Genomic DNA, 24,756 nt, shown 5'->3' with positions numbered 1-24,756 from the left:
AACGTCCATTGGCGCAAACTTGCGTTTCATACGAATGTGACGCACTCTCTACGCACAAAAAGCATAGGGGGTCGGGGCGATGCGGACATATCTGGTGGTAATCGACGACAGCCCCGAAGCGAGTATTGCGCTGCGCTTTGCGGCGCGGCGCGCGGCGCGGACCGGCGGCGGGGTCGCGGTGCTGGCGATCGTGTCGCCGCAGGATTTCGTCGCCTTTGGCAGCGTGCAGGCGACGATCGAGGCCGAGGCGCGCGAACATGCCGAGGAACTGGTTGCCGCCGCCGCCGATGCGGTCGTGCAAGAAGCGGGGGTGACGCCGCAGATCATGGTCAAATCGGGCAAGCCCGCCGATGTCGTGCGCGAGGTAATCAACGCCAGCGACGAGATTGCGGCGCTGGTGCTGGCCACGGCAGCGAGCGGCGCGCCGGGGCCGCTGGTGGCGCACTTCACCGGGCAGGACGCCGGAACGCTGCCCTGTCCGGTGATGATCGTGCCGGGCGGGATCGACCTCGCCCGGCTCGATGCATTGAGTTAGACGGTAATCGTGCGCGGCAATGCCGCCGCGCCCTTCGCTTCGTAAATCGCAAAAAACAGCACGCCGATCGCCTGCACAAAAACAACTGCGATGCCGATCGCGGTCATCTGGGCCGCGAACATCGCCAGCACCACAAAGCTTGCGATGACCCAGCCAAGATTGCCGACCGCGATCAGGTTGGCGAGCCCCTTGTTCGGCGCCTTCTGGCTTGCGACGAACAGCATCAGCAACGCTGACGGCAACCCGATCCAGCCTGCGACGGTCACCAGTTCGGAGGGGAGGCCGAGCAGGGTGGCGACCGTCGCAGTTGCAAAGACGCAAAAGACGAACAATCCGGTGCAGGTGATGGCATCGATAATCAGCGTGTTCTTGAGATTGAAAAGCGACATTGGGGTTCTCCTTTCGGGATGACCCCTTCCGTCTGCCGCGCGGAACGCCGCCAGTCGATTACGCGCAAGGTAATGGAAAAGCAGAAAGCCGGGGTATAGCTCTCGCGGCAAAGGAGACGATGATGCAACCCGCACCCTTGGGCGCCCAACTTCGCGAATGGCGCAGCCGCCGCCGGATGAGCCAGATGGACCTGGCGCTCGACACCGAGATGTCGACCCGGCATTTGAGCTTTATCGAAACGGGGCGGTCAAAACCGAGCGCGCAGATGTTGCAGCGGATCGCCGATCGTCTGGAAGTCCCGCACCGCGCCCGCAACGCGCTCCTCCTCGCCGCGGGCTATGCCCCAGACTATCAGGAACGTCCGCTCGACAGTCCCGAAATGGCGGGGGTGCGCGCGATCGTCGAGCATGTGCTGAAGGGTCACGAGCCCTATCCCGCGCTCGCGGTCGATCGCCACTGGAACCTGGTCGCCGCGAACGGCGCGATCGCGATCCTCACCGCGCAGGTCGCGCCCGCGCTGCTGGCCCCGCCGGTCAATGTGCTGCGCATCGCGCTGCATCCCGAGGGGCTGGCGCCGCAGATCGTCAACTATGGCGAGTGGCGCGCGCATATATTGGAGCGGATCGACGTCCAGATTGCGACAAGCGCCGATACCGGATTGATCGCGCTGCGCGACGAGCTGGCGAGTTATGCGGTGCAGAGCGACGACCACAGCGCCGAACATCGCGACAGCCACGCGAGCAGCATCGCGGTCCCGCTGATCCTCGACACCGATGCCGGGCGGATTTCATTCGTGTCGACGGTGACGATTTTCGGAACGCCGGTCGATATCACCCTGTCGGAACTGGCGATCGAAGCGTTTTTTCCGGCGGATGCAGAGAGTGCAGCGTTGTTGCAGAAATTGGCGGGCAAGTGATCTCCCTTCCCTTGCAGGGAGGGAGAGTTAGCGCCGCCGCCCCTTGTGCTTGATGTTCGCCGGCCGCCCGCGCTTGCCGACCATATGCTTGCCCGCCTTGTCTTTCCCGGTCGCCTTCCCCTTCACCCCGTCGCGGCGCGGCGGGCGATTGCGGAAGCCGCCTTCGGGCGCATCGGGCAGCTCGAAACGCAGCGCGCCGCTCACCGGGTTGGCGTCCATCAGCCGCAGGTCCAGCCGCTGACCGACGCTATAGCTGACGCGGCCATGCTCGCTGTCGAGGCTGCGCGCCGCTTCGTCGTAGAAGAAGCGTTCGCTGCCCAGCGTCGACACCGGCACCAGCCCGTCGCCGCCGAGACCGTCAACCGTCGCGAAAAAGCCGAAGGGCTGCACCCCGGTGATCCGCGCCGCGACGATCTCGCCGGTCTTGCCCGCCAGATAGGCCGCGACATAGCGATCGACCGTCTCGCGCTCGGCCTCCATCGCGCGGCGTTCCAATGCGCTGATCGCTTCGCCGATGCGCGACAGCCCCTTGGCATCGGCCTCGCCCAGTCCGGTGCGCGCGGGCAGGTTCCTGGGTTTGCCCGGGACTTCGAGCCGGTAACTGTCGACGAGCGCGCGGTGGACGATCAGGTCGGCGTAACGCCGGATCGGTGAGGTGAAATGCGCATAACTGCCGAGCGCGAGGCCGAAATGGCCTGCATTGGCGGGGCCGTAATAGGCCTGCGTCTGGCTGCGCAGGATCGCCTGCATGATCTCGGGCAGCCGGTCGTCCTCCGAAAAGCCGTCGATCAGCCGGTTGAACACCGCGGGCGTGATCACCTGCCCCAGCGCGAAGCTCTGTTCAAAGGTTTCGAGATAGTCCTTGAGACTGACCAGCTTCTCGCGGCTCGGCGGCTCGTGGATGCGGTACATGACCGGCGATTTCTTCGCCTCGAGCGCTTTTGCCGCCGCGACATTCGCCGCGATCATATAATCCTCGATCAGCCGCATCGAATCGAGCCGGTCGCGCACGCGGATTTCGGCAATGCCGCCCGCCTCGTCGAGGATCACCTGACGTTCGGGCAGGTCGAGGTCGAGCGGCGCGCGGGCGGCGCGCGCTTTCGCGAGCAAAGCCCAACAAGCCCACAGGCTCCGCAGCGTCGGGAGCACATCGGCATCCCAATCATCCCGCGGCGTATCGGCATCATAGGCCGCTTGCGCATGTTCATAGGCGATGTTGGCGCGCAGCCGCACGAGCGCGCGGTTAAAGCGCCATGACGTCACCTTGCCATGCTTGTCGATAACCAGGTGGCACGCCATCGCGGCGCGGTCTTCGCGCGCTTTCAGCGAACAAACCCCCGCCGACAGCGTTTCGGGGAGCATCGGCACGACGCGGTCGGGGAAATAGACGCTGTTGCCGCGCCGCCGTGCCTCGCGGTCGAGGTCGCCGTCGGGGCGGACATAAAAACTGACGTCGGCGATCGCGACGATCGCCTTATAGCCGCCCTGGTTGCCCGGATCCTCGTCGGCGATCGCCCAGACGGCGTCATCATGGTCGCGCGCGTCGATGGGGTCGATCGCGACGATCGGCAGGTCTCGCAAATCCTCGCGCCCGTCGGCGGTAAGCGGCAGCCCGGCCGCGCGCTCGGCCTCGGCGATTGTCTCGCCGTCGAAAACATGCGGGATTTCGTGCCGCGCGATCGCGATCATGCTCAGCGCCTTCGGCGCAAAGGGGTCGCCGATCCGGTCGATGACCTTCGCCTTGATCGCCGCGCCGCGTCCGGTCAGCTCGGCGCGCACGAGGTCGCCGATGTCGGCATCGCCCTTGTCCGCAACCGCGAAGTCGAACCGTGCGCGCTTGTCGGCGGGACGCAGCCAGATCATCGGCTTGCCGCCCGGACCGACGTCCTCGACCAGCACGCCGATCACCGTCTCGGCGCTCGCCGCGAGCCGTTTCATCGGATGCGCGACATGCCCGTTGCCGCGCTCCTCGGTGCGCGCAAGGATGCGGTCGCCGACGCCAAGCGCGCCCTTTCGTCCCTGCTCCATCACGCGCAGCCGCGGCGGCGGCGCGGTTCCTTCCCAGCGGTCGGGAACCGCCCAGAGGTTGCTGCCCTCGATCGCGACGACGCGCAGCACCGTCACCCGCGGCAGGCCGCCATGCTTGTGGAACGCCCGGCCCGGCGCCATGTCGACCAGCCCCTCGTCGGTCATGTCCTTCAGCAGCGCCTTCAATGCGATCTTGTCGTTGCCGTGCAGCGCAAAATGTTTGGCGATCTCACGCTTGCCGACCGCATCCTTACTCGCTTCGATAAAGCGAAGGATCTGCTCGCGCGTCGGGAGTCCGGGCTGTGGCTTGGGCTTTTTCATCCGACGTCGCGCAGTTTGTTCGCACGAAGACACGAAGACACGAAGAGCGTCGGGTCATTCAGCAGGCGCCGGACGCCTTCCTTAAATGTCGGGGTACCGAAGTTCATGACAAATCCGTGGGTCAAACCCATTAATCTCAAATAAGTAATAACCTGCTTCGCATGAACCGGGGCGGTTGTCTCGCTCGACTTGAGCTCTATCAAGCCCCTATCATCGACCAGCAAATCGATCCGAAAGGCGTTGGGAATGGCAATGCCGTCGTAGGTCAAGTCGATCGGTACCTGCCGATCGACTTTTAGTCCTAATGCACACAGTTTGGCCGCCAACATCGCTTCGTAGGCCGACTCCAGTAAGCCGGGGCCAATATCCTGATGAAGTTTGAAGCCGCAATCGACGACGATAGTGCAGAGCTGTTCGATATCCATGCCCTGCCCCCTTCGTGTCTTTGTGTCTTTGTGCGAACCAAATCTCGCAACGCCTAAATCAGTAGGTCCGCCCGATCAGCACCCGCTCGACCGCCGGTTCGCCAGTGAAGAAGCAGGCACCGTCGGCGGGCGCGGCGTCCATCGGCGTGTTGCGCATCGTGAGCTTCAGCGACTTGAGTTGCTCGACGATCTTGTCGAGCGCCGCGCCGGTCGGGCGCGACCATTGCACTTCGGCCCAGCCGACGAACTTTTCGTCGCCCGCAAAATGCGCGGCGAGGTCGGTGACGTCGCGGCGGATATTCGCGTCGAGGCGCTGTTTCGCCTCGGCGTGGAGGCTCGTCTGGATGTCGGCGAGCGTTGCGACCGCATCGGCGACGAAATCGCCCTTCGCGATGAACGCCGAATTGAGCTTGCCGTCATCCTTGTACAGCCGGTCGCGGCGGATGATCGCCACATTGCCGCCCGCAACGTCGCGCGGGCCGACCTCGACGATGATCGGTGCGCCCTTCTTGACCCAGCCCCAGCGTTTGGTCTGCGCCTTGTTCGCGCCGGTATCGAGCAGTACCCGCACCGGTTCGCGGAACGCGTCGAGCGCTTTCAGCTGCGCCTCGAGGTCGCGGCAATAATCGAGGATCGCGGCGTCCTCGTCATTGTCGCGCAGCATCGGCACGATAACGATCTGGTGCGGCGCGATGCGCGGCGGACAGCGCAGGCCATCATCGTCACCGTGCGTCATGATCACGCCGCCGATCATGCGCGTCGACACGCCCCAGCTCGTCGTGTGGCACAGCGAATGACCGCCGTCCTTATCCTGATACCGAATGCCCGCGGCCTCGGCGAAGCCGGTACCGAGGTAATGCGAGGTGCCCGCCTGCAAGGCCTTGCCGTCCTGCATCATCGCCTCGATCGAATAGGTCGCGACCGCGCCCGGGAAGCGCTCATTCTCGGGCTTTTCGCCCGCGACGACCGGCATCGCCAGCACATCCTCGGCAAAGGCACGGTACATTTCGAGCGCGCGCAAGGTTTCCGCCATCGCATCGTCCTTGTCGGCGTGCGCGGTATGCCCCTCCTGCCACAGGAACTCGCTGGTGCGCAGGAACATGCGCGTGCGCATCTCCCAGCGCACGACATTGGCCCATTGATTGACCTTCAGCGGCAGGTCGCGCCAGCTCTGTACCCAACGGCTCATCGCGGCGCCGATCACCGTCTCCGACGTGGGGCGAACGATCAGCGGTTCTTCGAGCTTTGCCTCGGGGTCGGGGACCAGCTTCCCCTTGCCGTCGCCGATCAGGCGGTGATGGGTAACGACCGCCATTTCCTTTGCGAAACCATCGACATGATCGGCTTCCTTCTCAAAGAAGCTCAAGGGTATGAACAAGGGGAAATAGCAGTTCTGGACCCCGGCATCCTTGATCGCCGCGTCCATCACCGTCTGGATGCGTTCCCAGATGCCATAACCCCACGGCTTGATCACCATACAGCCGCGCACGCCCGATTCCTCGGCGAGATCGGCTTCGGCAATGACGTCCTGATACCAGGCCGCAAAGTCGGCCTGCCGGGTTACGCTGAGCGCATGTTTGACCATGAAATATCCGATTTTTCTGTCGTTGAGGGCGCCGCGGCACCCATCTGTCACTTCTTCGCGAGTTCGGCCTTCAGCGCCGCCACTTCGGCCTTCAGCGCCGCGATTTCGGCGTCCTTGGCCTTCGCACCGCCCGCGCCCGGGATAAATGCCCCCGCGGCCTGCTGGAACATTTCCATGTTGCGCCGCGTAAGCTCGGCCAGCGGGTTCGAACCCAGCGCGCCTTCGAACGCCGCACGGACATCCTGCTGGTTCTTGCGGAAGGCGGTCATCGATGCTTCCAGATATTGCGGTACCATCGACTGCATCTTGTCGCCATACATGCCGATCAGGTGGCGCAGGAAATTGACAGGCAACAGCGTTTCGCCGCGCGTTTCCTCGTCCATGATAATCTGGGTTAGCACATTATGCGTAATGTCCTCGCCGCTCTTGGCATCGACGACGCGGAATTCGCGCCCGTCGCGGACCATCGTCCCCAGATCTTCGAGCGTGATGTAACAGCTGCGTTCCGTGTCATAGAGCCGCCGGTTGGCATATTTCTTGATCGTGACGACGCCATCGTCCGCCGCCGCCTTGGACTTCGCCATCTTGACCCGCGCTCCTTGTTGTACCGCATCCTGGCGACTGCGCCGCGCGGGATAAATGTTTGATCGGTGCATTAGCACCAAATTATGATGCATCGCAACATGCGCGACCTACGGTCCGGCGATGCGGGCAGCGGTCGATTCGGCGTCCGCGACATGCGCGTACGTGATGGTTGTGCATTGCAGCGTCGGCAAGCGGCCAAGCCCCCGCGAGCGCTTGCAACCACGCCACCAAAGGCGCGCAAGGCACCTTGCGTAATTTAGTTTCTTCTGAAATTACAATTTTGGCATAAACGGCGTGAAAAATCCCATTCGACGGAACTTCATTACCGCACCTTCGACTGGCCGCATGAACGCCCTATCGGAGGCCCGTCTGCCGACCTGTTGCGAAAATGGCACAACCCTCGACCGAGTTGAACCGGTGCCACAAAAATCACATCAAAATTTCATCAAAAGCTTGTGCCGCTCGAATTTTTTGTCTTTTTAGAGGGCAACCCGTTCACTCTCATCTTTTGAACGGCAACCGGGGAATAACATTATGAAGAAGACTAGCCTGCTAGTGCGGGGCTCGGCCCTGACTCTCGCTTTGTTCAGCGCCATGCCGGCGATGGCCCAGGATCCCGTCGCGCCTGCCGACGAAGCAGCGACCGCCGATGAAGGCACCATCGTCGTCACCGGGTCGCGCATCCGCCGTCCGAACCTTGAATCGACCGTGCCGATCACGTCGATCACGGGCGAGAGCTTTTTCCAGCAGGGTCAGACCAATATTGGTGACACGCTGAACGATCTTCCCCAGCTGCGCAGCACCTTCGCCCAGCAGAACCCGGGCCTCGGCATCGGCATCGCCGGTCTGAACCTCCTCGACCTTCGCGGTCTCGGCACGCAGCGCACGCTGGTTCTGGTCAACGGCCGCCGTCACGTCCCGGCCGACATCCTCAACAACGCCGTGTCGCCCGACATCAACACCATCCCGAACGACCTCATCGAGCGCGTCGACATCGTTACCGGCGGTAACTCGGCGATTTACGGTTCGGACGCCATCGCCGGCGTCGTCAATTTCGTGCTCCGCCGCGACTATGAAGGCATCCAGCTGCGCGCCCAGGCCGGTGTGGCCGATTCGGGCTTCGGCGGGAACCAGTATATCTCGGGCATGGTCGGCAAGAATTTTGCCGAAGATCGCGGCAACATCACGCTGCACGCCGAATATGCGCGCAATGACCGCGTTTTTGCGTCGGACATTCCGGAATTCCGCTTGAACAACGGCTTTGGCGTTATCGATGCCGATGCCGGCGCCGGTATCGTCAACGGTGGCGACGGTTTCCCCGATCGCACCTTTTTCCGTGGCCTGAGCAGCGCCAGCATCCACTTCAACGGCCTGATCCCCGTCAACCAGCAGAATACGCCTGCCGCAGCCTGCGGCCGCGGTACGGCAGCGAATAACGGTGGCCCGAACAGCAACGGCACACCGTATAACTGCACCTATATCTTCACCAACGATGGCCGTCTGGTTCAGCAGACCGGCACGCGCTTCGGCTCGGGCATCATTGGTGGGATCGTCGGCGGCAATGGCCAGACCGGTCGCGAAGGCAAGACCCTGTCGGTTTTGCCGTTCACCGAACGCTACAACTTCAACATGCTGTCGCGCTACGAGTTCAGCGAAGCCGCTGAAGTCTTCCTTGAAGCCAAGTGGAACCGTGTGAACGCACTCGGCAACAACGCCGGTCCGTCGTTCTTCCAGGGCGTGCAGTCGGCGTTCGACTTCCGCGAACGTCCGCGCATCGACAACCCGTTCCTGAACCCGGCCGATCGCACGACGCTCGCCAACGCGATCCTCGCGTCGGGGTGCCGCACCGACCTTCAGGTAACCTGCCCCGCCGGCGGCAACCTGACCGCAACGGACATCGCCAACATCAACAACGGCAGCTACCGCTTCGTTCTGGCGCGTAACCTGCTTGACGTCGGGCTTCGTGACGAAGCGTTCCAGCGCGACACGTGGCGCGTGGTTGGCGGCCTTCGCGGCACGTTCAACGAAGACTGGAGCTACGAAATCTCGGCGAACTATGGCAAGTTCAAGGAAGCCATCACCACCGACGGCTTCCTCGATCGCCAGCGTTTCATGCTGTCGATGGACGCGGGCCGCAACCCGGTGACCGGCCAGATCCAGTGCCGTTCGCAGTTCGACCCGACCGCGGCGCTGCCGATCCAGCGGACCGACGCTGTTTCGACTGCAATCGCGGCGCGCAATGCTGCTCGCCTCGCCGCCGATATTGCTGCCTGCGTTCCCTACAATCCGTTCGGATCGCAGGACAACACGGCCGCCAAGAACTATTTCGCCCGCACCTTCACGGCGCGTTCGGGCCTCGACCAGCTCGTGCTGTCGGGCTTCGTCTCGGGTGATACCAGCGGCTTCTTCAACCTGCCGGGCGGCCCGGTCCGCTTCGCAATCGGTGCCGAGTATCGCGAAGAAAACGCTTTCTATCAGCAGGATGCGTTCGTGACCGACGGCTTCACCAATGGCGTCTCGATCCCGAGCTTTGAACCGAATACGTTCAAGGTGAAGGAATTGTACGGCGAACTTCAGCTGCCGCTGCTCAAGGAAGTGCCGTTTGCGCACGAACTGACGATCAGCGGTGCGGGTCGCGTTGCCAAATATCAGGGTAACGTCGGCACGGTGTATTCGTACAACGCCGGTCTCGACTGGGCGCCGGTCGAAGACATCCGCTTCCGCGGCAACTACAGCCGCGCCGTTCGCGCACCGAACGTGTCGGAAACCGCATTCCCGCTGGTCCCGAACTTCGCGCCGAACTTCGTCGATCCCTGTAACCCCGCGCAGCGCGGTTCGGGCGTTCGTCTGGCCAACTGTACGGCGGCCTTGGGTGCGTTCCTCAACAATCTGACCGACATCACCCAGTCGTTGGCGATCGTCAGCGGTTCGAACCCGAACCTGACCGCGGAAACATCGGACAGCTACACCTATGGTGTGGTCATTCAGCCGCGCTTCATCCCGGGCCTGAACCTGTCGGTCGACTATTACGACATCAAGGTGAACGGTATCATCGTGGCGCTGACCGCACAGCAAATCGTGAACAGCTGTTACGACTCGGCGGATCTGAACAACGTGTTCTGCGGCCAGTTCACGCGTAACCTGAGCGGCGGGCCGAACAGTGCGGGTGACGCATCGGGCCGTATCGTCAGCAACTCGCTGATCGTGGCGCCGGTGAACTTCGCCAAGCGCGTTCGCGAAGGTATCGACGTCAACCTGTCGTATCGCACCGATCTGGGTTCGGTGAAGTTCAACACGAACCTCATCTACACCCACAACCTGACGGTCAGCAACTTCCAGGACTCGGTCAATCCGGACTTCGAAAACCGGATCCTGGGCGAGCTGGGCGACCCGAAGGACGAATTCCGTTGGGACTTCGACTTCGAAAAGGGTCCGTTCACGCTGGGCTACCGTCTGCGCTACATCGGCCCGATGCTCCTCACCACCTATGAAGATCTGAACGAGCTGAACGGTCTGCCGCCGGCAAACATCGACTTTGCCGACCGCGAAAAATATCCGGCCGTTTTCTATCACGACCTTCGCTTCGAATGGGACGTGAACAAGGAAGCGGGCGGCCCGAACCTGAACTTCTACGTCGGGATGGACAACATCCTCGACAAGATGCCGCCGCTGGGTACCACGGCAACGGGTGCGGGTAGCGCGATCTACAGCTTCCGTGGTCGTACGGTTTACGCTGGCGCTCGCGCCCGCTTCTAATCGCGACGCGATCGAAATAGATTGGGGGTCGGGACGTTGTTCCGGCCCCTTTTCTTTGCTCAAAAGGACAGGTTTTGCAGCTGAGCAATCACGATGCCGAACGCCTCGCAAAAGAAGGCGTCGATGCACTCCAGCGTGGGCAATCGGCCATCGCCCGCGCGCGCTTCGAAACAATCACGCAGAGCGGCCGCGCCAATGCGCAGATTTGGCTGCTCCTCGCGGTCGCCTGCCGGTCGGATGGCGATCGCGTTGCCGAAGAAGCCGCGCTCGATCAATTGCTCGCCCTCGAACCGCAAGCGGTCCGCGGACACATCATGAAGGGTGACTGCCGCGCCCATGCTGGCGATGATCGCAATGCGCTGCAACGCTATGAAATCGCCCTTCTTGTTGCCCAGCGCCAGGAGCTGCCACCCGACCTGCACAGCGAAGTGCAGCGCGCGGAAACATGGGTCGCGACGTTCAAGGCGCGCATTGTCGAGCAGCGCGAAGCCAAACTCATCGATGCCGGGCTGCCCCCCGACGCCCGCAGTCCCCGCTTCCAGCAGTCGCTCGACATACTCGCGGGCCGCAAGCGCATCTTTGTGCAGGAACCCACGGGCTATTACGTCCCCGAGCTGCCGCAGATCCAGTTTTACGACCCTGCCGCGTTCGCTTGGGCTTCGGCGCTTGAGGCTGCGACCGGTGCCATCCGCGACGAGCTTGTGGCGCTGCTCGCGGCGGGGGGCGACGGATTCCGGCCCTATATGACGTCCCACGTCGATCGGGCGCGCGCCGACGCCAATCCATTGCTCGACAATAGCGACTGGAGCACCTTGTTCTTTGCCGAAAATGGTGCGCTGTCGGACGATGTCATCGCCCGCTGCCCCAGGACCTGGGAGGCAGTGAATGCCGTACCGCTGCCCTGGATCGCGAGCTCGCCGACGGTGATGTTCTCTTTGCTCCGCCCCGGCGCGCGGATTGCCCCGCACAACGGGATGCACAACGCCCGGCTGATCTGCCACCTGCCGCTTATCGTGCCCCCGCAATGCGCCTTTCGCGTCGGTAATGACGTGCGGCAGTGGGAAGAAGGCAAGCTGCTGATCTTTGACGACACGATCGAGCATGAGGCATGGAACAACAGCCACGAGGATCGCGTCGTGCTGATCTTCGACATCTGGCGCCCCGAACTTAGCGACCGAGAGCGTCAGGAAATTGCGACCTTCTTTGCCAATCCAGCGCTGGATTGAAGCGCGTGCAGTCGTCGAACATCGTCGAACGAGCCAATGCGTTGCTGGATGCCGGGCGCGCGCAGGCGGCGGTCGACCTCCTCATCGACGCGGCGAAACGCGGGTATGGTGACGCGCTTTACGAGCTCGCGCTGTGGCACGTGTATGGCACCCCGGTGCCGCGCAGCTTTGCCGCGGCGCGGGCGCTGTTCGAAAAGGCCGGCGCGGCGGGGCATCGCGGCGGGACGCTGACCCATGCGGTGTTTGTCGCTATCGGCGCGGGCGGCCCAGCGGACTGGGGCGCGGCGCTGAACCTGCTCGACAAGGCGGCCAAGCATGATCCCGACGCGGCGCGCCAGCGCGAACTGCTCGCGGCGATGGCGCTGACCCCGACGGGCGATCCGGCCTCGACATCGCCGGTCGAAACGCTGGCGACGTCGCCGACGCTCGGTGTCGTGCGCGGCCTGCTCACGCCCGATGAATGCGCGCACATCATGGCGCTTTCAGCGCCCAGGCTGGTGCCGTCGATCGTCGTTGATTCGACCACGGGCCGTGAAATTCCGCACCCGATCCGGACCTCCGAGGGTACGGTGCTGGGCCCCATCCAGCAGGATCTGGTCATCCACGCGATCGACCGGCGGATTGCAGCGGCGACACGCACGCGCGCCGAGCAGGGCGAACCGCTCACCGTTCTACGATATGCGCCCGGTCAGCAATATCGGCTGCATCATGATTGCCTGCCCGGCGAAAGCAATCAGCGCGTGATGACGGCCATCGCCTATCTCAACGACGATTATGACGGCGGTGCGACGCAGTTTCCGTCGGTCGGCGTCGAGTTTCGCGGTCAAACCGGCGACATGATCCTCTTCGCCAACACGCTCTCCGACGGCCAAGTCGACGAGCGCAGCCGCCATGCCGGGCTACCCGTTACCCGCGGCGAAAAATGGATCAGTACCCGCTGGATACGCATCCACGACTTCGACCCGTGGGGGATGCGTCCGGTTTAGCCCCAGACGCGCTCGAACCGGCGGCCGAGCCCGGTGAGCAACTCATATTGCGACAGCCCGCTCCGCGCCGACACGGCGGGCAGGTCGTAGTCGAGGCCCAGCCATTCGCCCTCACCCAGGCCTGCCGCATCGCTGACATCGAACGCGGTGAGGTCCATCGACACACGGCCGACCAGCGGCAGTGCCCGCCCCTGCCACGTCGCGCGCCCGCTGCCCGCGTGACAGCGCAGATAGCCGTCGGCATAGCCGAGGTTGACCACCGCGATGCGGCTGTCGCGCGCTGCCGTCCACGAAGCGCCATAGCCGACCGTCTCGCCCGCGGGGACCGGACGCACTTGCAGCACGCGCGCTTCTGGAAACGCCACCTGACCGATATGGCCTGCAGCCTCGCCGCGCGGGATGCCGCCATAAAGCGCGATCCCCGGACGCGTCAGGTCGAACGCATATTCGGCGCCCAAGCAAATCCCGGCGCTGTTCGCGAGGCTGTATCGCCGCGCCGGGATCCGCTCGCGCAGCGCCCGGAACGCGGCGAGCTGCCGCGCATTCTGCGCGCTGTCCTCGTCCGCCGACGCCAGATGGCTCATCAGCGTGTCGATCACCAGTCCGTCGAGCGCACCGCCCAGCGCTTCCTCGACCCGCAGCCCCAGCCGGTTCATGCCCGTGTCGACCATGACGTCGCACGGTCGCGCTTCACCGGCGTCGCGCCAGCGCCGCACCTGTTCGACGCTGTTCAGCACCGGACGCGCCGGTAGCAGCCGCGCGGCGACCATGTCGCTCGCTCCGACCCCATGCAGGACCGACAGCGACACGCCCGCGGACAGCGGCATCAACGCGGCCGCTTCGGACCAGGTGGCAACGAAAAAGTCGCGGCACCCCGCGGCGGCAAGATGCTGCATCACGGCGCGCGCACCGAGGCCGTAGCCGTCGGCCTTGAGCGCCGCGCCGCACGCGGCGCCGCCGCCGCTCTCTGCCGCCAGCCAGCGCCAGTTGGTAACCAGCGCGTCGCGGTCGAGACACAGGCGGAGGGGCGAAGGCACGGCGATCATCGGCGTGCCCTATACGGGTTGGCGGGCTGCGCCAATGGGTTCGATCAGGCCTCCGCCGTCCCGGATGGCTGTTTGTCCCACTGCCCCTCAACCGGATCCTTCAGCATGAAGGCGGTCACCAGAAACGCCACCAGCACGACGACCCAGGTGTACCACAGCCCCGAATAGGCATTGCCGGTCTTGGCGATGATGAAACTCGCGATCAGCGGCAGGAAGCCGCCGAAATAGCCGGTCCCGACATGATAGGGAATCGACAGCGACGAATAGCGGACATGCGGCGGGAACATTTCCGACAACAGCGCCGCGACCGGGCCATAGGTAAAGCCCGACAAGGCACTGAGCCCGAGCAGCGCGAGAAAAATGATCGCGATGCCACCCCAGCCCGGTACCTGCTTGGCGAAATCATAGCCGCTCGCTTCCAGCGCCGGTTTCAGCAGCGCAGGATCCTCGCTGGCCACCTCGCGCTCGCCGATACGGATGGTGACGCTGTCGAAGCCGCTGCCGGTCGCCACGACGCTGTAGGAGACGCCAAGCTTGGTGAGTTCACCCAGCGTCTTGCCGCACGCGGTTTGCTGGACCTGCGCAAAGGGATCAAAGCTGCACTTCGACCCGGTCACGGTCACCGGCGCTCGCTCGGCCGCCGCCGACAGGGCGGGATTGCCGACGCTGCCCATCCACCAGAACAGCGGGAACAACAACAACAGCGTGGCGCCATAACCCCATACGATCGGCTTCTTGCGTCCGATCCGGTCCGACAAATGCCCCGCCCAGATGAAAAAGCCCATGCCGACCGCCGCCGCGACGCCGACGATGATCTCGGCGGCGGTATCTTCGACCTTCATCGGCCCTTTCAGGAACGACAGGCCCGAAAACATCGCGGTGTACCAGATCACGGTCAGACCCGCCGCGATCCCGAACAGAGCGATGAAGATGCGGCGCGGGTTGCCGGGATAGGTGAAGCTTTCCTTCAGCGGATTCTTCGCCAGCTCGCCCTGCGCCTTCATCGCCTTGAACACCGGACTTTCGGACAGTTTCAGGCGCATCCACAACGAGATCGCGAGCAGGATCAGCGACAGCAGGAACGGCACCCGCCAGCCCCAGCTTTCCCAGACCGCATCCGGCATCAACGCCTTGCATCCCAGCACCACCACCAGGCTGAGCACAAATCCGCCGACGACGCTGGCCTGGATGAAACTGGTGTAGAACCCACGCTTTCCGGGCGGCGAATGTTCGGCGACATAGACCGCCGCGCCGCCATATTCGCCGCCGAGCGCCAGTCCCTGCAACACGCGGAGCAGGATGACGATGATCGGCGCCGCGATGCCAATCGTCGCCGCCGACGGGATCATGCCGACACCCGCGGTTGCCACGCCCATCAGCGTCACGGTGACCAAGAATGTATATTTGCGCCCCAGCCGATCGCCGAGGAAACCGAACAGCACCGCGCCGAGCGGACGAAAGCCGAAGCCGACTGCAAAGCCCGCCCAAACGAGCAGCGTTTCCAGCGTCGCATTGTCGCTCGGGAAAAATGCCTTGCCGATGATCGCGGCGAGTGTGCCGTAGATGAAGAAATCATACCATTCGAACACGGTGCCTGCCGACGAGGCGGCGATGACCATGCGGATTTCTTTCTGCGTCGGTTCGTAAACGGCGCCCGCGGCACTGGCTTCGGTCATATATTTCTGGCTCCCCCACCCCGTCGGGCTTGTCACTTTTCCGTTCGCATCGAGCGAAGTCGAGATGCCTCGCGCGCATCGCCGAAGCGGGGTGTCTCGACTTCGCTCGACACGAACGGTTACGCTACGTCTAGTTGCACCGCGGCGTGGTGCAAGCCTTCTTGGCGCGAGCCGCCGTTCGTGTCAGACTGCGATCATGCAGTTCATTGACCTGTCTATCCCGATCACCAACGATGTCGTTTCGGACCCGCCGGTGATGCGCCCCAACATCACCTATATGACCCATGAAAATACGTGGGAGCAGATCGCGATGTTCTTTCCCGGGCTGACCCGCGAAGACCTGCCTGACGGCGAAGGCTGGGCGGTCGAGATGCTGTCGCTGAGCACGCACAACGGCACGCATATGGACGCGCCCTGGCATTATCACTCGACCACCGACAACGGCGCCTCGCCCGCGCCGTCGATCGACGAAGCCCCGCTCGACCTGTTCTTTCGTCCCGGAGTCAAACTCGACTTTTCGGACCGCCCGCACGGCCATGTCGTCAGCGGCGCCGAGGTCGAGGCCGAACTCGCGCGGATCGGGCATAATCTCCAGCCGCTCGACATCGTGCTCGTGCAGTCGGGTGCCATCTATGGCACCGACAATTTTACCGATCAGGGCTGCGGCATGGGTGCCGAGGCGACGCTGTACCTGACGGAGCGCGGCGTGCAGGTCGTCGGCACCGACGCATGGAGCTGGGACGCGCCGTTCAGCCATACCGCGCGGCGCTGGGCCGAAACGCGCGACCCGTCGATCATCTGGGAAGGCCATAAGGCGGGGCGCATCCGGCCGTACTACCAGATCGAAAAACTCACCAACCTTGCCGCGATCCCCGCGACCGGGTTCACCTTCAGCTGCTTCCCGGTGAAGATCGAGCGCGCGAGCGCCGGGTGGATCCGCGCGGTGGCGCTGGTCGAGGACTAGATTACGATGGCCTGCGCGGCGCTGGACCGCCGCACATGACATCAATCTATCCCGACCCTAGTCATCGCTCGTCGCAAAGGACAAACCAAACCGGACCCGCTTTGCGGTTGGTGGTGCGGTGTCGGGTGGCGGCGACTGCAAGCGATACCGCGTCGACAGACGCAATGCCGCCAGCCCGAACCGATGACCTGCCGGGCTTTCCGACACCACGCGACAATCGGTCAGGCCACCACCGGCCCCAGATGCGCAGTCAAGCACGACTGTTCCGTTCAGCCCGTCGCGGAACGCTTCGCGCGGATAGGCCAAGAGAATGTCATTCGCATTTGGCGTACGGACGAATTGGGGCGCCGCGGCGGGCGATTCCATCGCCGGTGCAGGCGATGGTACCGCCGTCAAGGTTGCCAGCATGATAACCGTGCTGAAGATCATTCGTACGTTGCCCCTGTTGGCCGCCAAGCCTCACGCCATATCTTGCCAAGGAAACGAGCCCATGTCGCGGTGATCAATGCACTGGTGCGACGTTCGCGGTCCGGAACCAAGGAATCCCCTTAAAACAGCCTTCTGCCTGCGACGACCTTAAAGATTGACCGTCACCAGCATCCACAACGTCCACCCACCGAGCGCCAGCAGCGTGATCCATGTCGCAGCGACTCCGATCTGCCGGGTGACCGGCGGCTTGCCGGGTTCGACCGGCGCATGCAGCCCGGCGATATGCGCGACGCGGCCGATCAGGAACAGCGCGCCGATGATCATCAGCGCCATATGATTGGCGCGCGCTGTCTCTAGCAGGCCCAGCAGGATGACGACGATCGGCGCATGTTCGGCAAGGTTGCCGTGGCTGCGGCTCGCCGCGATCAGTTTCGCGTCGCCCTGATCGCCGAACGCGGCTTTCAGGCGCAGCCGCTGGCGCACCGTCAGCATCGCGGTGAACAGCAGCAGCAGCGCGCAGATCGCGCCGACGAAGGCGGTAACCGGTAATGTCATGATCGTGTCTCCCCCGAATGCCGGTGCAACCTAGCCGGTCACCGGCGACTTGGCACGAGCAATCGCGCACCGCGCGCTATTCGTTATTCAGATTGGCGTCGAGAAAGGCGACGATCCGCGCCGCGACGGGCGCGCGGCTGACCTTGTCGCCCAGCCCCACTGCCCCCATCGGATAGAAGTGCCCGAAACCTGGCACCCATACGGTTTCGCTCGCGATGCCCTTGTTGCCGAGCGCCGCGGCGGTATGGCGCGTGCCATTGAGCACCCCCACATAATCATTCTGACCGAGGATCAAGAGCGCGGGCGGCATGCCGTTCTTCGCCGTCTCATAAGGAATATAGCCGCTGATCCCGCCCGACAACGACACCACGGCTTTTGCGCGAACACCCAGACCATAAGCGGTGTTGAGCGCAGTGATCGCCCCCGCCGAAAAGCCGCCGATCGCGAGCCGGTCGCCGTCGACCCCGAATTCCTCCGCCCGCGCACGGGCAAAACCGACCGCCATCGCCATGTCGTCGGCGGCGGCAAAGGTCGCATACCAATAGTGCGTCAGCGTCGTCTCGTCGAACGGCGGCAGCTTCATCTGGTGGCGCACTTCGGCGATCCGCTCGAGCTTTTCGGGCGACAGGTTGACCGCGCGCGGCACGATGCGCTTTTCATCGAGTGGGCGGACGAGCCCCGGCTGCTCCTGCACGAAGCGATATTCGATCGAGAAACAGGCGTAGCCCGCGCGCGCAAAACTGCGGCAATAATACGCCATTGAGCTGTCCTGCGCGCCCTCGACGGTGAAGTTGAAATCGCCCTTGTCGCCGCGATGAAAGGCGCCGCCGAACGCCATGACGACCGCGGGGCGGCCCGTCAGCGGCTTGCCGTCGGCGGCAACCGGGCGATAGACGTCGAGCAGCAGATCGCGCGCCTTGGCGCCGTCGGCCGATACGCCGACCGGCGCGCGGCCATAAACAACGTCGCGCGTCTCGATCACGCCATAGCTGCGCTTCCCGACCTCATTCGCGCTACTGGTTGCCGCGGTCGCCAACGCCATACCCATCGCCGCCACGACCATAGCTGCACGCCGGACCATCGGCCCCTCTCCCGTTGATTGTTGCTTTGCCGACGCCACCTAATCGCGCCGCCGACGGAACGCTGCGATCGAAATGAGCTAGTGCGCCGCGGGGATCAGAACAGCCGCGAGCCGTTGGGGACCGGCACGTCGGGCGCGAACAGGATCACCGCGCCATTTTCATCGGCGAACCCCAATGTCAGCACTTCGGACATGAATTTGCCGATCTGGCGCGGCGGGAAGTTGACCACCGCGGCGACCTGCCGACCGACCAGATCGTCCAGCGCATAGCGATCGACGATCTGGGCGTTGCTTTTCTTCACCCCGATCGCCGGACCGAAATCGATTGTCAGCTTGAACGCGGGTTTGCGCGCTTCGGGAAAGGGCTCGGCCGCGACGATCGTGCCGATGCGGATATCGATGCGGAGGAAGTCGTCGAAGGTGATTTCGGACGCGGCACCCGCATCGGTGTCGTGATTGACGTGCATCCCTCAAACTCCGGTCCAGCCGTGTCCCTGCGAAGGCAGGGACCCATCTCCGATCGGTGCCAGATAGCACGGACCGGAGATGGGCTCGTGCTTTTGCAGGAGCACAGTCAGAATCACTCCATCTCCAAAATCACCGCATCGACCGCCAGGCTGTCGCCCTGCGCCGCGTTGACGCTTTTCACGACCCCCGATTTTTCGGCGCGCAGGATATTCTCCATCTTCATCGCTTCGACCGTCGCGAGCGGCTGGCCCGCCTCGACGGCGTCGCCTTCGCCGACATGCAGCGCGACGAGCAGGCCCGGCATGGGGCAGATCAGGAATTTCGAAAGATCGGGCGGGATCTTCTCGATCATATGGCTCGCGAGCGGCGCGACATGCCAGGGCAGCACGCGCACGTCATGGATATGCCCGCGCGTCGTCATGCGCCAGCCGGTGCGCGTCTTGGCGACCTTCACCGCCAGCTCGCTGTCGTCGATCTCCGCCACCACCAGCCGGTCGCCGGGCGTATATTCCAGCGCGATGTCGACCTTGTCGCCATCGACCTTGATATGTTTGTGGCCCAGCTTCACCTTGTGCTCCACGCCGCCCACAGTGACCTGCCATTTGGCGGGCGGGTCGAGCCGCTCGCCGAGCTGGCCGTCGGTCCGGCGTGCGCGGTCGGCCTCGGCCGACGCCATGAAGCCTGCGATCGCGGCGAGCGCGCGGACGATATGATCCTCGGTCGCGGCGCCATGGAAGCCTTCGGGATATTCCTCGGCGATGAACCCCGTCGTCAGCTCGCCCGAGCGGAAGCGCGGATGCTGCATGATCGCCGAGACGAAATCGATATTGTGGCCGAGCCCCTCGATCTCGAACCGGTCGAGCGCCGCGATCTGCAGGTCCGCTGCCTCGTCGCGCGTCTTGCCCCATGTCACCAGCTTGGCGATCATCGGGTCGTAGAAGATCGACACCTCGCCGCCCTCTTCCACGCCAGCGTCGACGCGCACGCCGTCGACGCCGCGCTCGTCGCCCTTCCACGCCGTCACCGGGGTACGATAGCGCACAAGTCGCCCGGTCGAGGGCAGGAAACCGCGATAGGGGTCCTCGGCATAGACGCGGTTCTCGATCGCCCAGCCATCGATCTTGATGTCGTCCTGCGTCATCTCCAGCTTCTCGCCAGCCGCGACGCGGATCATCTGTTCGACCAGGTCGATGCCGGTGATCGCCTCGGTCACCGGATGCTCGACCTGCAGGCGCGTGTTCATTTCAAGGAAATAGAAGCTCTCCCCGGTCGGGTCGGCGCCCGACACGATCAGTTCGACCGTACCGGCGCTATAATAGCCGACCGCGCGCGCCAGCGCGACGCACTGCTCGCCCATCGCTTTCCGCATCTTCTCGGTCACGAACGGCGACGGTGCTTCCTCGACCACCTTCTGGTGCCGCCGCTGGATCGAACATTCGCGTTCGTTGAGATAGAGGATGTTGCCGTGCTGGTCGCCCAGGATCTGGATTTCGATGTGGCGCGGATTCAAGATGAACTTCTCGATGAACACCCGGTCGTCGCCAAAGCTGCTCAGCCCTTCGCGCTTGGTCGCCTCGAACCCCTCGCGGACGTCCTTTTCGTCATAGGCAAGGCGCATCCCCTTGCCGCCGCCGCCCGCCGACGCCTTCATCATCACCGGATAGCCGATCTCGTTCGAGATGCGCACCGCATGTTCGGTATCGTCGATCTCGCCGACGAAGCCCGGGACGACGTTGACCCCCGCTTCCTTCGCGAGCTTCTTCGACTCGATCTTGTCGCCCATCGCGGCAATCGCGTTCACCGGCGGGCCGATGAAGGCGATATTTTCCTTGGCGAGCGCCTCGGCAAAGCTGGTGCGCTCCGAAAGGAAGCCATAGCCCGGATGCACCGCCTCGGCGCCCGTCGCCTTGCAAGCCGCGATGATCTTGTCCGCGATCAGATAGGATTCGGATGCAGGCGACGGCCCGATATGCACCGCCTCATCGGCCATCGCCACGAAGGGCGCGCGCGCGTCGGCGTCCGAATAGACGGCGACGGTCGCGATGCCCATGCGCCGCGCGGTCTTGATAACGCGGCAGGCAATTTCGCCGCGATTGGCGATCAGGATTTTTTTGAACATCGGCTTACCGTTTCTCTAATTCGCTAACCAACCACGGGCAGCTGATGGTTCCAATACGCCCAGATCGTTCAACTTCATGTCGGCCTACTCCCGTCCAGTATAGACAACGAACAGATTGGCCATTTCCATATGACATCGATTTTCTTCCGGTCAGGATGGCACGATCACTCAACGTCAAACTGAGCCACCCAACAAACAGCAAACTCAGTAAAACCGTCTTCGTATTGAGACTTATTTTCACGATACGGCTCGCATCGGCTCTTCGCTGATCATCGGCACGATCCCCAGCTTCGCGAACAGCGCCGCATCGGCATTGTCGCCGCGGTTGCCCGTCGTCAGCAACTTGTCGCCGGTGAAGATGCTGTTCGCGCCCGCCATGAAGCAGAGCGCCTGCGTCGCCTCCGACATGCTCTCGCGCCCCGCGCTCAACCGCACCATGCTGAGCGGCATGGTGATGCGCGCGACGGCGACGGTGCGGACAAATTCGATGTCGTCGATCTTCGCCAGCGGGGTGTCCGCCAGCATGTCGCCCAGCACGGTCCCTTTCACCGGCACCAGCGCGTTGATCGGCACGCTGCCCGGATGTTCGGGAAGGGTCGCGAGCGCGTGGATGAAGCCGACGCGGTCGGCGCGCGTCTCGCCCATGCCGACGATCCCGCCCGAGCAGACGTTGATCCCGGCGCTGCGCACCTCTTCCAGCGTGTCGAGCCGCTCCTGAAAGGTGCGCGTTGTGATGACATTGCCGTAATTTTCCGGCGAAGTGTCGATATTATGGTTGTAATAATCGAGCCCCGCAACCGCCAGCGTCTGCGCCTGTTCCTTGCTGAGCATCCCCAGCGTCATGCAGGTTTCCATGCCCATCTGGCGCACGCCCTCGATCATCTCGACGATCGCGGGCATGTCGCGGTCCTTGGGGTTGCGCCACGCGGCGCCCATGCAGAAACGCTGCGATCCCGCATCCTTCGCCTGCGCCGCCGCCTGCAGGACGGCGCGCACGTCCATCAGCTTGGTGGCCTTCAGGCCGCTGTCGGCGTGCTTCGACTGCGAGCAATAGCCGCAATCCTCGACGCAGCCCCCGGTCTTGATGCTGAGCAGGGTGCAAAGCTGGATCTCGCCGCGCGCATGGTGGCGACGGTGGACGCCCTGCGCCTCCCACATCAGTTCGTCGAACGGCAGGTCGAACAGTGCGGCGATTTCTTCGCGGGTCCAGTTGCGACGAACTTCATCGTCGCACCCCGGCGAAAGCCGGGGCCCAGGGCGGTCCAGAACCGCCGGTGCCATATCGCTCTGGACCCCGGCTTTCGCCGGGGAACGGTCAATGTTCAAATTCACGCAGCTTCTCCAATCGGCGGCATATTATGCCCCAGCAAGCGCAGCACATCGGCGGCGCATTCCACGACGTTCGAGCCGGGGCCGTAAATCCCCTGCACCCCTGCGTCGCGCAAAAACTGATAGTCCTGCGGCGGGATCACCCCGCCCGCGATCACCTTGATGTCACCGCGCCCCGCCTCTTTCAGCTTGTGGATAAGTTCGGGGATAAGTGTCTTGTGCCCGGCGGCAAGGCTCGACGCGCCAACGACATCGACCCCGCTGTCGAGCGCCAGCACCACGGTCTCGTCGGGGGTCTGGAACAACGGCCCCGACACGATGTCAAACCCCATATCGCCGAACGCCGATGCGATCACATTGGCGCCGCGGTCGTGGCCGTCCTGCCCCATCTTGGCGACCAGCAATTTCGGCTTACGTCCCAACCGCCGGGTCACCGCCTCGACCCCGTCGAGCACCTGCGCCCAGCGCGCGTCGCCCTCATAAGGCGCGCCATACACGCCCTTCACCGGGGTCGGCTGGGTGCCGTAGCGGTCGAAACTTTCCTCCATCGCCGACGAAATCTCGCCGAGCGTTGCGCGCGCCCGCGCCGCCTCAACCGCGAGCGCGAGCAGGTTGTTCTCGATGCTCGACGGCTTGGCCGCCCCATCGCGCAGCGCGGACAGCGCCGCCTGGCATGCCGCCTCGTCGCGCTCGGCCTTGGTCTTCTTGATCCGCGCAATCTGCCCCTCGCGCACCTTGGCGTTATCGACCTCGAGCGTTTCGAGCAGGTCTTCGTCCTGCAGGCGATATTTGTTCACCCCGACGATGACATCGTCGCCGCGATCGACCCGCGCCTGCCGCGCCGCCGCAGCGGTCTCGATCATCGCCTTGGGCCAGCCCGCCGCGACCGCCTTTGCCATGCCGCCCTCGGCCTCGACGCGGTCGATGATCTCCTGCGCCTTGTCGACCAATTCCTGGGTCAGCGCCTCGACATAATAGGAGCCGCCGAGCGGATCGACGACCTTGGTCATCCCGGTCTCTTCCTGGATGACGATTTGCGTGTTGCGCGCGATGCGGGCGGAGAAATCGGTGGGCAGCGCGATCGCCTCGTCGAGCGCGTTGGTGTGCAGCGACTGGGTGCCGCCCAGCATTGCCGCCATCGCCTCGATCGTCGTGCGCATCACATTGTTGTAAGGGTCTTGCTCGGTCAGCGAGACCCCCGACGTCTGGCAGTGGGTGCGCAACATCTTCGACCGCTCGTCTTGCGCGCCGAGCTTGGTCATCGCGCGATGCCACAGCACCCGCGCCGCGCGCAGCTTGGCGATCTCCATGAAGAAGTTCATGCCGATCGCGAAAAAGAAGCTCAGCCGCCCGGCGAACTTGTCGATGTCGAGCCCCGACGCGACGCCATATTTCACATATTCGATGCCGTCGGCGATGGTGAAAGCCAGTTCCTGCACCTGCGTCGCGCCGGCTTCCTGCATATGATAGCCGGAAATCGAGATGCTGTTGAACTTCGGCATCTCGCGCGACGTATAGCCAAAGATGTCGCTGATGATCCGCATCGAGGGTTCGGGCGGGTAGATATAGGTGTTGCGGACCATGAACTCCTTCAGGATGTCGTTCTGGATCGTCCCGTCGAGCAGCTTGCGGTCGACCCCCTGCTCCTCGCCCGCGACAATGAAGAACGCCAGGATCGGGATCACGGCGCCGTTCATCGTCATGCTGACCGACATCTGGTCGAGCGGGATGCCGTCGAACAGGATCTTCATATCCTCGACGCTGTCGATCGCGACGCCCGCCTTACCAACGTCGCCGACGACGCGCGGGTGGTCGCTGTCATAACCGCGGTGCGTCGCAAGGTCGAAGGCGACCGACAGGCCTTTCTGCCCCGCGGCGAGGTTGCGGCGATAGAAAGCGTTCGATTCCTCGGCGGTCGAAAAGCCGGCATATTGCCGGATCGTCCACGGCCGCCCCGCATACATCGACGCGCGCACGCCGCGGGTGAAGGGCGCGAAGCCGGGCAGGCCGGGGTCGGTCGTCACATCCTCCGCCGTGTAGAGCGGCTTGACGTCGATTCCCTCGGGCGTGTGCCAGGTGAGGTCTTTGCCTTTGACTTCCTTGTCCGCAGCGGCGGCCCATTGGTCGAGGGTTGGCTTGTCGGTCATATGCAGTCTCTAATCCCAAACCCCCTCTCACCTTGCGGGAGAGGGATGCGAAGACTTGGCGGCTTTGCCGCCTAGTCGTAGCTGGGAGAGGGGTCGCGGGCCGCAGGCTCGCCAACCAACCCCTCTCCAAGTTCCGGTAGGGGACAAGTCCCCAACCTCCACTTTCCTCCCCCGCAAGGGGGGAGGAGC

21 protein-coding genes are annotated in these 24,756 nt (G+C 63.9%); 6 read left to right on the top strand and 15 right to left on the bottom strand.

The window, feature by feature from the left end:
- Positions 1–79: 79 nt before the first annotated feature.
- Positions 80–535 carry a universal stress protein gene (locus FFS18_RS11535; RefSeq protein WP_137870948.1) on the top strand — a complete coding sequence of 152 codons (456 nt, stop codon included), beginning with the start codon at positions 80–82 and terminating at the stop codon, positions 533–535.
- Here the strand turns inward: FFS18_RS11535 and FFS18_RS11530 are convergent.
- Positions 532–924, bottom strand: a complete 393-nt coding sequence (locus FFS18_RS11530) for a hypothetical protein (RefSeq protein WP_120216479.1) — start codon at positions 922–924, stop codon at positions 532–534. The two genes, FFS18_RS11535 and FFS18_RS11530, sit on opposite strands and share 4 nt — an antisense overlap.
- A gap of 122 nt (positions 925–1,046) precedes the next feature.
- Between FFS18_RS11530 and FFS18_RS11525 the strand changes: the two genes are divergently transcribed.
- A complete protein-coding gene (locus tag FFS18_RS11525; RefSeq protein ID WP_137870947.1) occupies positions 1,047–1,841 on the top strand; it encodes a helix-turn-helix domain-containing protein in 795 nt (264 codons plus the stop codon).
- A gap of 27 nt (positions 1,842–1,868) precedes the next feature.
- Here the strand turns inward: FFS18_RS11525 and FFS18_RS11520 are convergent, their stop codons facing one another.
- Genes FFS18_RS11520 through phaR form a run of 4 tightly spaced genes read right to left on the bottom strand, consistent with a single transcriptional unit; the run spans position 1,869 to position 6,784 of the window.
- Positions 1,869–4,190 (bottom strand): ribonuclease R family protein, encoded by a 2,322-nt coding sequence (locus tag FFS18_RS11520; protein ID WP_137870946.1) that lies wholly within the window; start codon positions 4,188–4,190, stop codon positions 1,869–1,871.
- The gene (locus FFS18_RS11515; protein WP_137870945.1) at positions 4,187–4,615 is read right to left on the bottom strand and encodes a GxxExxY protein; all 429 of its coding nucleotides are present in this window, start codon (positions 4,613–4,615) and stop codon (positions 4,187–4,189) included. The genes FFS18_RS11520 and FFS18_RS11515 overlap by 4 nt, the downstream gene beginning before the upstream one ends.
- A 58-nt stretch (positions 4,616–4,673) precedes the next feature.
- Complete coding sequence (gene proS, locus FFS18_RS11510; protein WP_137870944.1) at positions 4,674–6,200, bottom strand: proline--tRNA ligase; 1,527 nt, start codon at positions 6,198–6,200, stop codon at positions 4,674–4,676.
- Between the two features lie 47 nt (positions 6,201–6,247).
- Positions 6,248–6,784, bottom strand: coding sequence for a polyhydroxyalkanoate synthesis repressor PhaR (phaR, locus tag FFS18_RS11505; protein WP_120218200.1), 537 nt, complete (start codon positions 6,782–6,784; stop codon positions 6,248–6,250).
- A 604-nt stretch (positions 6,785–7,388) separates the two neighbouring features.
- Between phaR and FFS18_RS11500 the strand changes: the two genes are divergently transcribed.
- Positions 7,389–10,541: a TonB-dependent receptor domain-containing protein gene (locus tag FFS18_RS11500; RefSeq protein WP_249340381.1), complete on the top strand. Its 3,153-nt coding sequence runs from the start codon at positions 7,389–7,391 to the stop codon at positions 10,539–10,541.
- 59 nt (positions 10,542–10,600) lie between these two features.
- Here the strand turns inward: FFS18_RS11500 and FFS18_RS11495 are convergent, their stop codons facing one another.
- A complete protein-coding gene (locus FFS18_RS11495) occupies positions 10,601–10,879 on the bottom strand; it encodes a hypothetical protein (protein ID WP_137870942.1) in 279 nt (92 codons plus the stop codon).
- Here FFS18_RS11495 and FFS18_RS11490 point away from each other — a divergent pair.
- Both FFS18_RS11490 and FFS18_RS11485 read left to right on the top strand, forming a co-directional pair.
- Positions 10,856–11,767 carry an aspartyl/asparaginyl beta-hydroxylase domain-containing protein gene (locus FFS18_RS11490; RefSeq protein ID WP_137870941.1) on the top strand — a complete coding sequence of 304 codons (912 nt, stop codon included), beginning with the start codon at positions 10,856–10,858 and terminating at the stop codon, positions 11,765–11,767. The two genes, FFS18_RS11495 and FFS18_RS11490, sit on opposite strands and share 24 nt — an antisense overlap.
- 5 nt (positions 11,768–11,772) lie before the next feature.
- Positions 11,773–12,753 (top strand): 2OG-Fe(II) oxygenase, encoded by a 981-nt coding sequence (locus FFS18_RS11485; protein WP_249340383.1) that lies wholly within the window; start codon positions 11,773–11,775, stop codon positions 12,751–12,753.
- Here the strand turns inward: FFS18_RS11485 and alr are convergent.
- Positions 12,750–13,799 (bottom strand): alanine racemase, encoded by a 1,050-nt coding sequence (gene alr / locus FFS18_RS11480; RefSeq protein WP_137870939.1) that lies wholly within the window; start codon positions 13,797–13,799, stop codon positions 12,750–12,752. The two genes, FFS18_RS11485 and alr, sit on opposite strands and share 4 nt — an antisense overlap.
- 44 nt (positions 13,800–13,843) lie before the next feature.
- Positions 13,844–15,475: an MFS transporter gene (locus FFS18_RS11475; protein ID WP_137870938.1), complete on the bottom strand. Its 1,632-nt coding sequence runs from the start codon at positions 15,473–15,475 to the stop codon at positions 13,844–13,846.
- Between the two features lie 196 nt (positions 15,476–15,671).
- On the opposite strand from FFS18_RS11475, the gene FFS18_RS11470 reads away from it, so the two are divergent.
- Complete coding sequence (locus tag FFS18_RS11470) at positions 15,672–16,439, top strand: cyclase family protein (protein ID WP_137870937.1); 768 nt, start codon at positions 15,672–15,674, stop codon at positions 16,437–16,439.
- Between the two features lie 57 nt (positions 16,440–16,496).
- Here the strand turns inward: FFS18_RS11470 and FFS18_RS11465 are convergent, their stop codons facing one another.
- From FFS18_RS11465 to scpA, 7 genes are all read right to left on the bottom strand, one after another.
- Positions 16,497–16,868: a TonB family protein gene (locus tag FFS18_RS11465; protein WP_137870936.1), complete on the bottom strand. Its 372-nt coding sequence runs from the start codon at positions 16,866–16,868 to the stop codon at positions 16,497–16,499.
- A 147-nt stretch (positions 16,869–17,015) separates the two neighbouring features.
- On the bottom strand, positions 17,016–17,423 hold the full coding sequence (locus FFS18_RS11460; protein ID WP_137870935.1) for an MAPEG family protein: 408 nt from the start codon (positions 17,421–17,423) through the stop codon (positions 17,016–17,018).
- A 76-nt stretch (positions 17,424–17,499) separates the two neighbouring features.
- Positions 17,500–18,504 carry an alpha/beta hydrolase gene (locus FFS18_RS11455; protein WP_137870934.1) on the bottom strand — a complete coding sequence of 335 codons (1,005 nt, stop codon included), beginning with the start codon at positions 18,502–18,504 and terminating at the stop codon, positions 17,500–17,502.
- Positions 18,505–18,599: 95 nt separating this feature from the next.
- Complete coding sequence (locus FFS18_RS11450) at positions 18,600–18,971, bottom strand: tRNA-binding protein (protein ID WP_137870933.1); 372 nt, start codon at positions 18,969–18,971, stop codon at positions 18,600–18,602.
- Between the two features lie 113 nt (positions 18,972–19,084).
- Entirely contained in the window at positions 19,085–21,091 is a 2,007-nt protein-coding gene (locus FFS18_RS11445; protein ID WP_137870932.1) for an acetyl-CoA carboxylase biotin carboxylase subunit, read from the bottom strand.
- Positions 21,092–21,328: 237 nt separating this feature from the next.
- Entirely contained in the window at positions 21,329–22,372 is a 1,044-nt protein-coding gene (bioB, locus tag FFS18_RS11440; protein WP_137870974.1) for a biotin synthase BioB, read from the bottom strand.
- A 47-nt stretch (positions 22,373–22,419) separates the two neighbouring features.
- A complete protein-coding gene (scpA, locus tag FFS18_RS11435) occupies positions 22,420–24,567 on the bottom strand; it encodes a methylmalonyl-CoA mutase (protein WP_137870931.1) in 2,148 nt (715 codons plus the stop codon).
- Positions 24,568–24,756: the final 189 nt, after the last annotated feature.

The organism is Sphingopyxis sp. 2PD, from assembly GCF_005503695.1.
Lineage (GTDB): Bacteria > Pseudomonadota > Alphaproteobacteria > Sphingomonadales > Sphingomonadaceae > Sphingopyxis.
The sequence above is the reverse complement of the archived record's forward strand: the minus strand, read 5'-3'. Positions and strand labels throughout refer to the sequence as shown.

Coding starts and splice junctions, on each gene's coding strand:
- FFS18_RS11535 (WP_137870948.1), top strand. CDS start 80: ATGCGGACATATCTGGTGGTAATCGACGACAGCCCCGAAGCGAGTATT.
- FFS18_RS11530 (WP_120216479.1), bottom strand. CDS start 924: ATGTCGCTTTTCAATCTCAAGAACACGCTGATTATCGATGCCATCACC.
- FFS18_RS11525 (WP_137870947.1), top strand. CDS start 1,047: ATGCAACCCGCACCCTTGGGCGCCCAACTTCGCGAATGGCGCAGCCGC.
- FFS18_RS11520 (WP_137870946.1), bottom strand. CDS start 4,190: ATGAAAAAGCCCAAGCCACAGCCCGGACTCCCGACGCGCGAGCAGATC.
- FFS18_RS11515 (WP_137870945.1), bottom strand. CDS start 4,615: ATGGATATCGAACAGCTCTGCACTATCGTCGTCGATTGCGGCTTCAAA.
- proS (WP_137870944.1), bottom strand. CDS start 6,200: ATGGTCAAACATGCGCTCAGCGTAACCCGGCAGGCCGACTTTGCGGCC.
- phaR (WP_120218200.1), bottom strand. CDS start 6,784: ATGGCGAAGTCCAAGGCGGCGGCGGACGATGGCGTCGTCACGATCAAG.
- FFS18_RS11500 (WP_249340381.1), top strand. CDS start 7,389: ATGGCCCAGGATCCCGTCGCGCCTGCCGACGAAGCAGCGACCGCCGAT.
- FFS18_RS11490 (WP_137870941.1), top strand. CDS start 10,856: ATGAAGGGTGACTGCCGCGCCCATGCTGGCGATGATCGCAATGCGCTG.
- FFS18_RS11495 (WP_137870942.1), bottom strand. CDS start 10,879: ATGGGCGCGGCAGTCACCCTTCATGATGTGTCCGCGGACCGCTTGCGG.
- alr (WP_137870939.1), bottom strand. CDS start 13,799: ATGATCGCCGTGCCTTCGCCCCTCCGCCTGTGTCTCGACCGCGACGCG.
- FFS18_RS11475 (WP_137870938.1), bottom strand. CDS start 15,475: ATGACCGAAGCCAGTGCCGCGGGCGCCGTTTACGAACCGACGCAGAAA.
- FFS18_RS11470 (WP_137870937.1), top strand. CDS start 15,672: ATGCAGTTCATTGACCTGTCTATCCCGATCACCAACGATGTCGTTTCG.
- FFS18_RS11465 (WP_137870936.1), bottom strand. CDS start 16,868: ATGATCTTCAGCACGGTTATCATGCTGGCAACCTTGACGGCGGTACCA.
- FFS18_RS11460 (WP_137870935.1), bottom strand. CDS start 17,423: ATGACATTACCGGTTACCGCCTTCGTCGGCGCGATCTGCGCGCTGCTG.
- FFS18_RS11455 (WP_137870934.1), bottom strand. CDS start 18,504: ATGGTCCGGCGTGCAGCTATGGTCGTGGCGGCGATGGGTATGGCGTTG.
- FFS18_RS11450 (WP_137870933.1), bottom strand. CDS start 18,971: ATGCACGTCAATCACGACACCGATGCGGGTGCCGCGTCCGAAATCACC.
- FFS18_RS11445 (WP_137870932.1), bottom strand. CDS start 21,091: ATGTTCAAAAAAATCCTGATCGCCAATCGCGGCGAAATTGCCTGCCGC.
- bioB (WP_137870974.1), bottom strand. CDS start 22,372: ATGGCACCGGCGGTTCTGGACCGCCCTGGGCCCCGGCTTTCGCCGGGG.
- scpA (WP_137870931.1), bottom strand. CDS start 24,567: ATGACCGACAAGCCAACCCTCGACCAATGGGCCGCCGCTGCGGACAAG.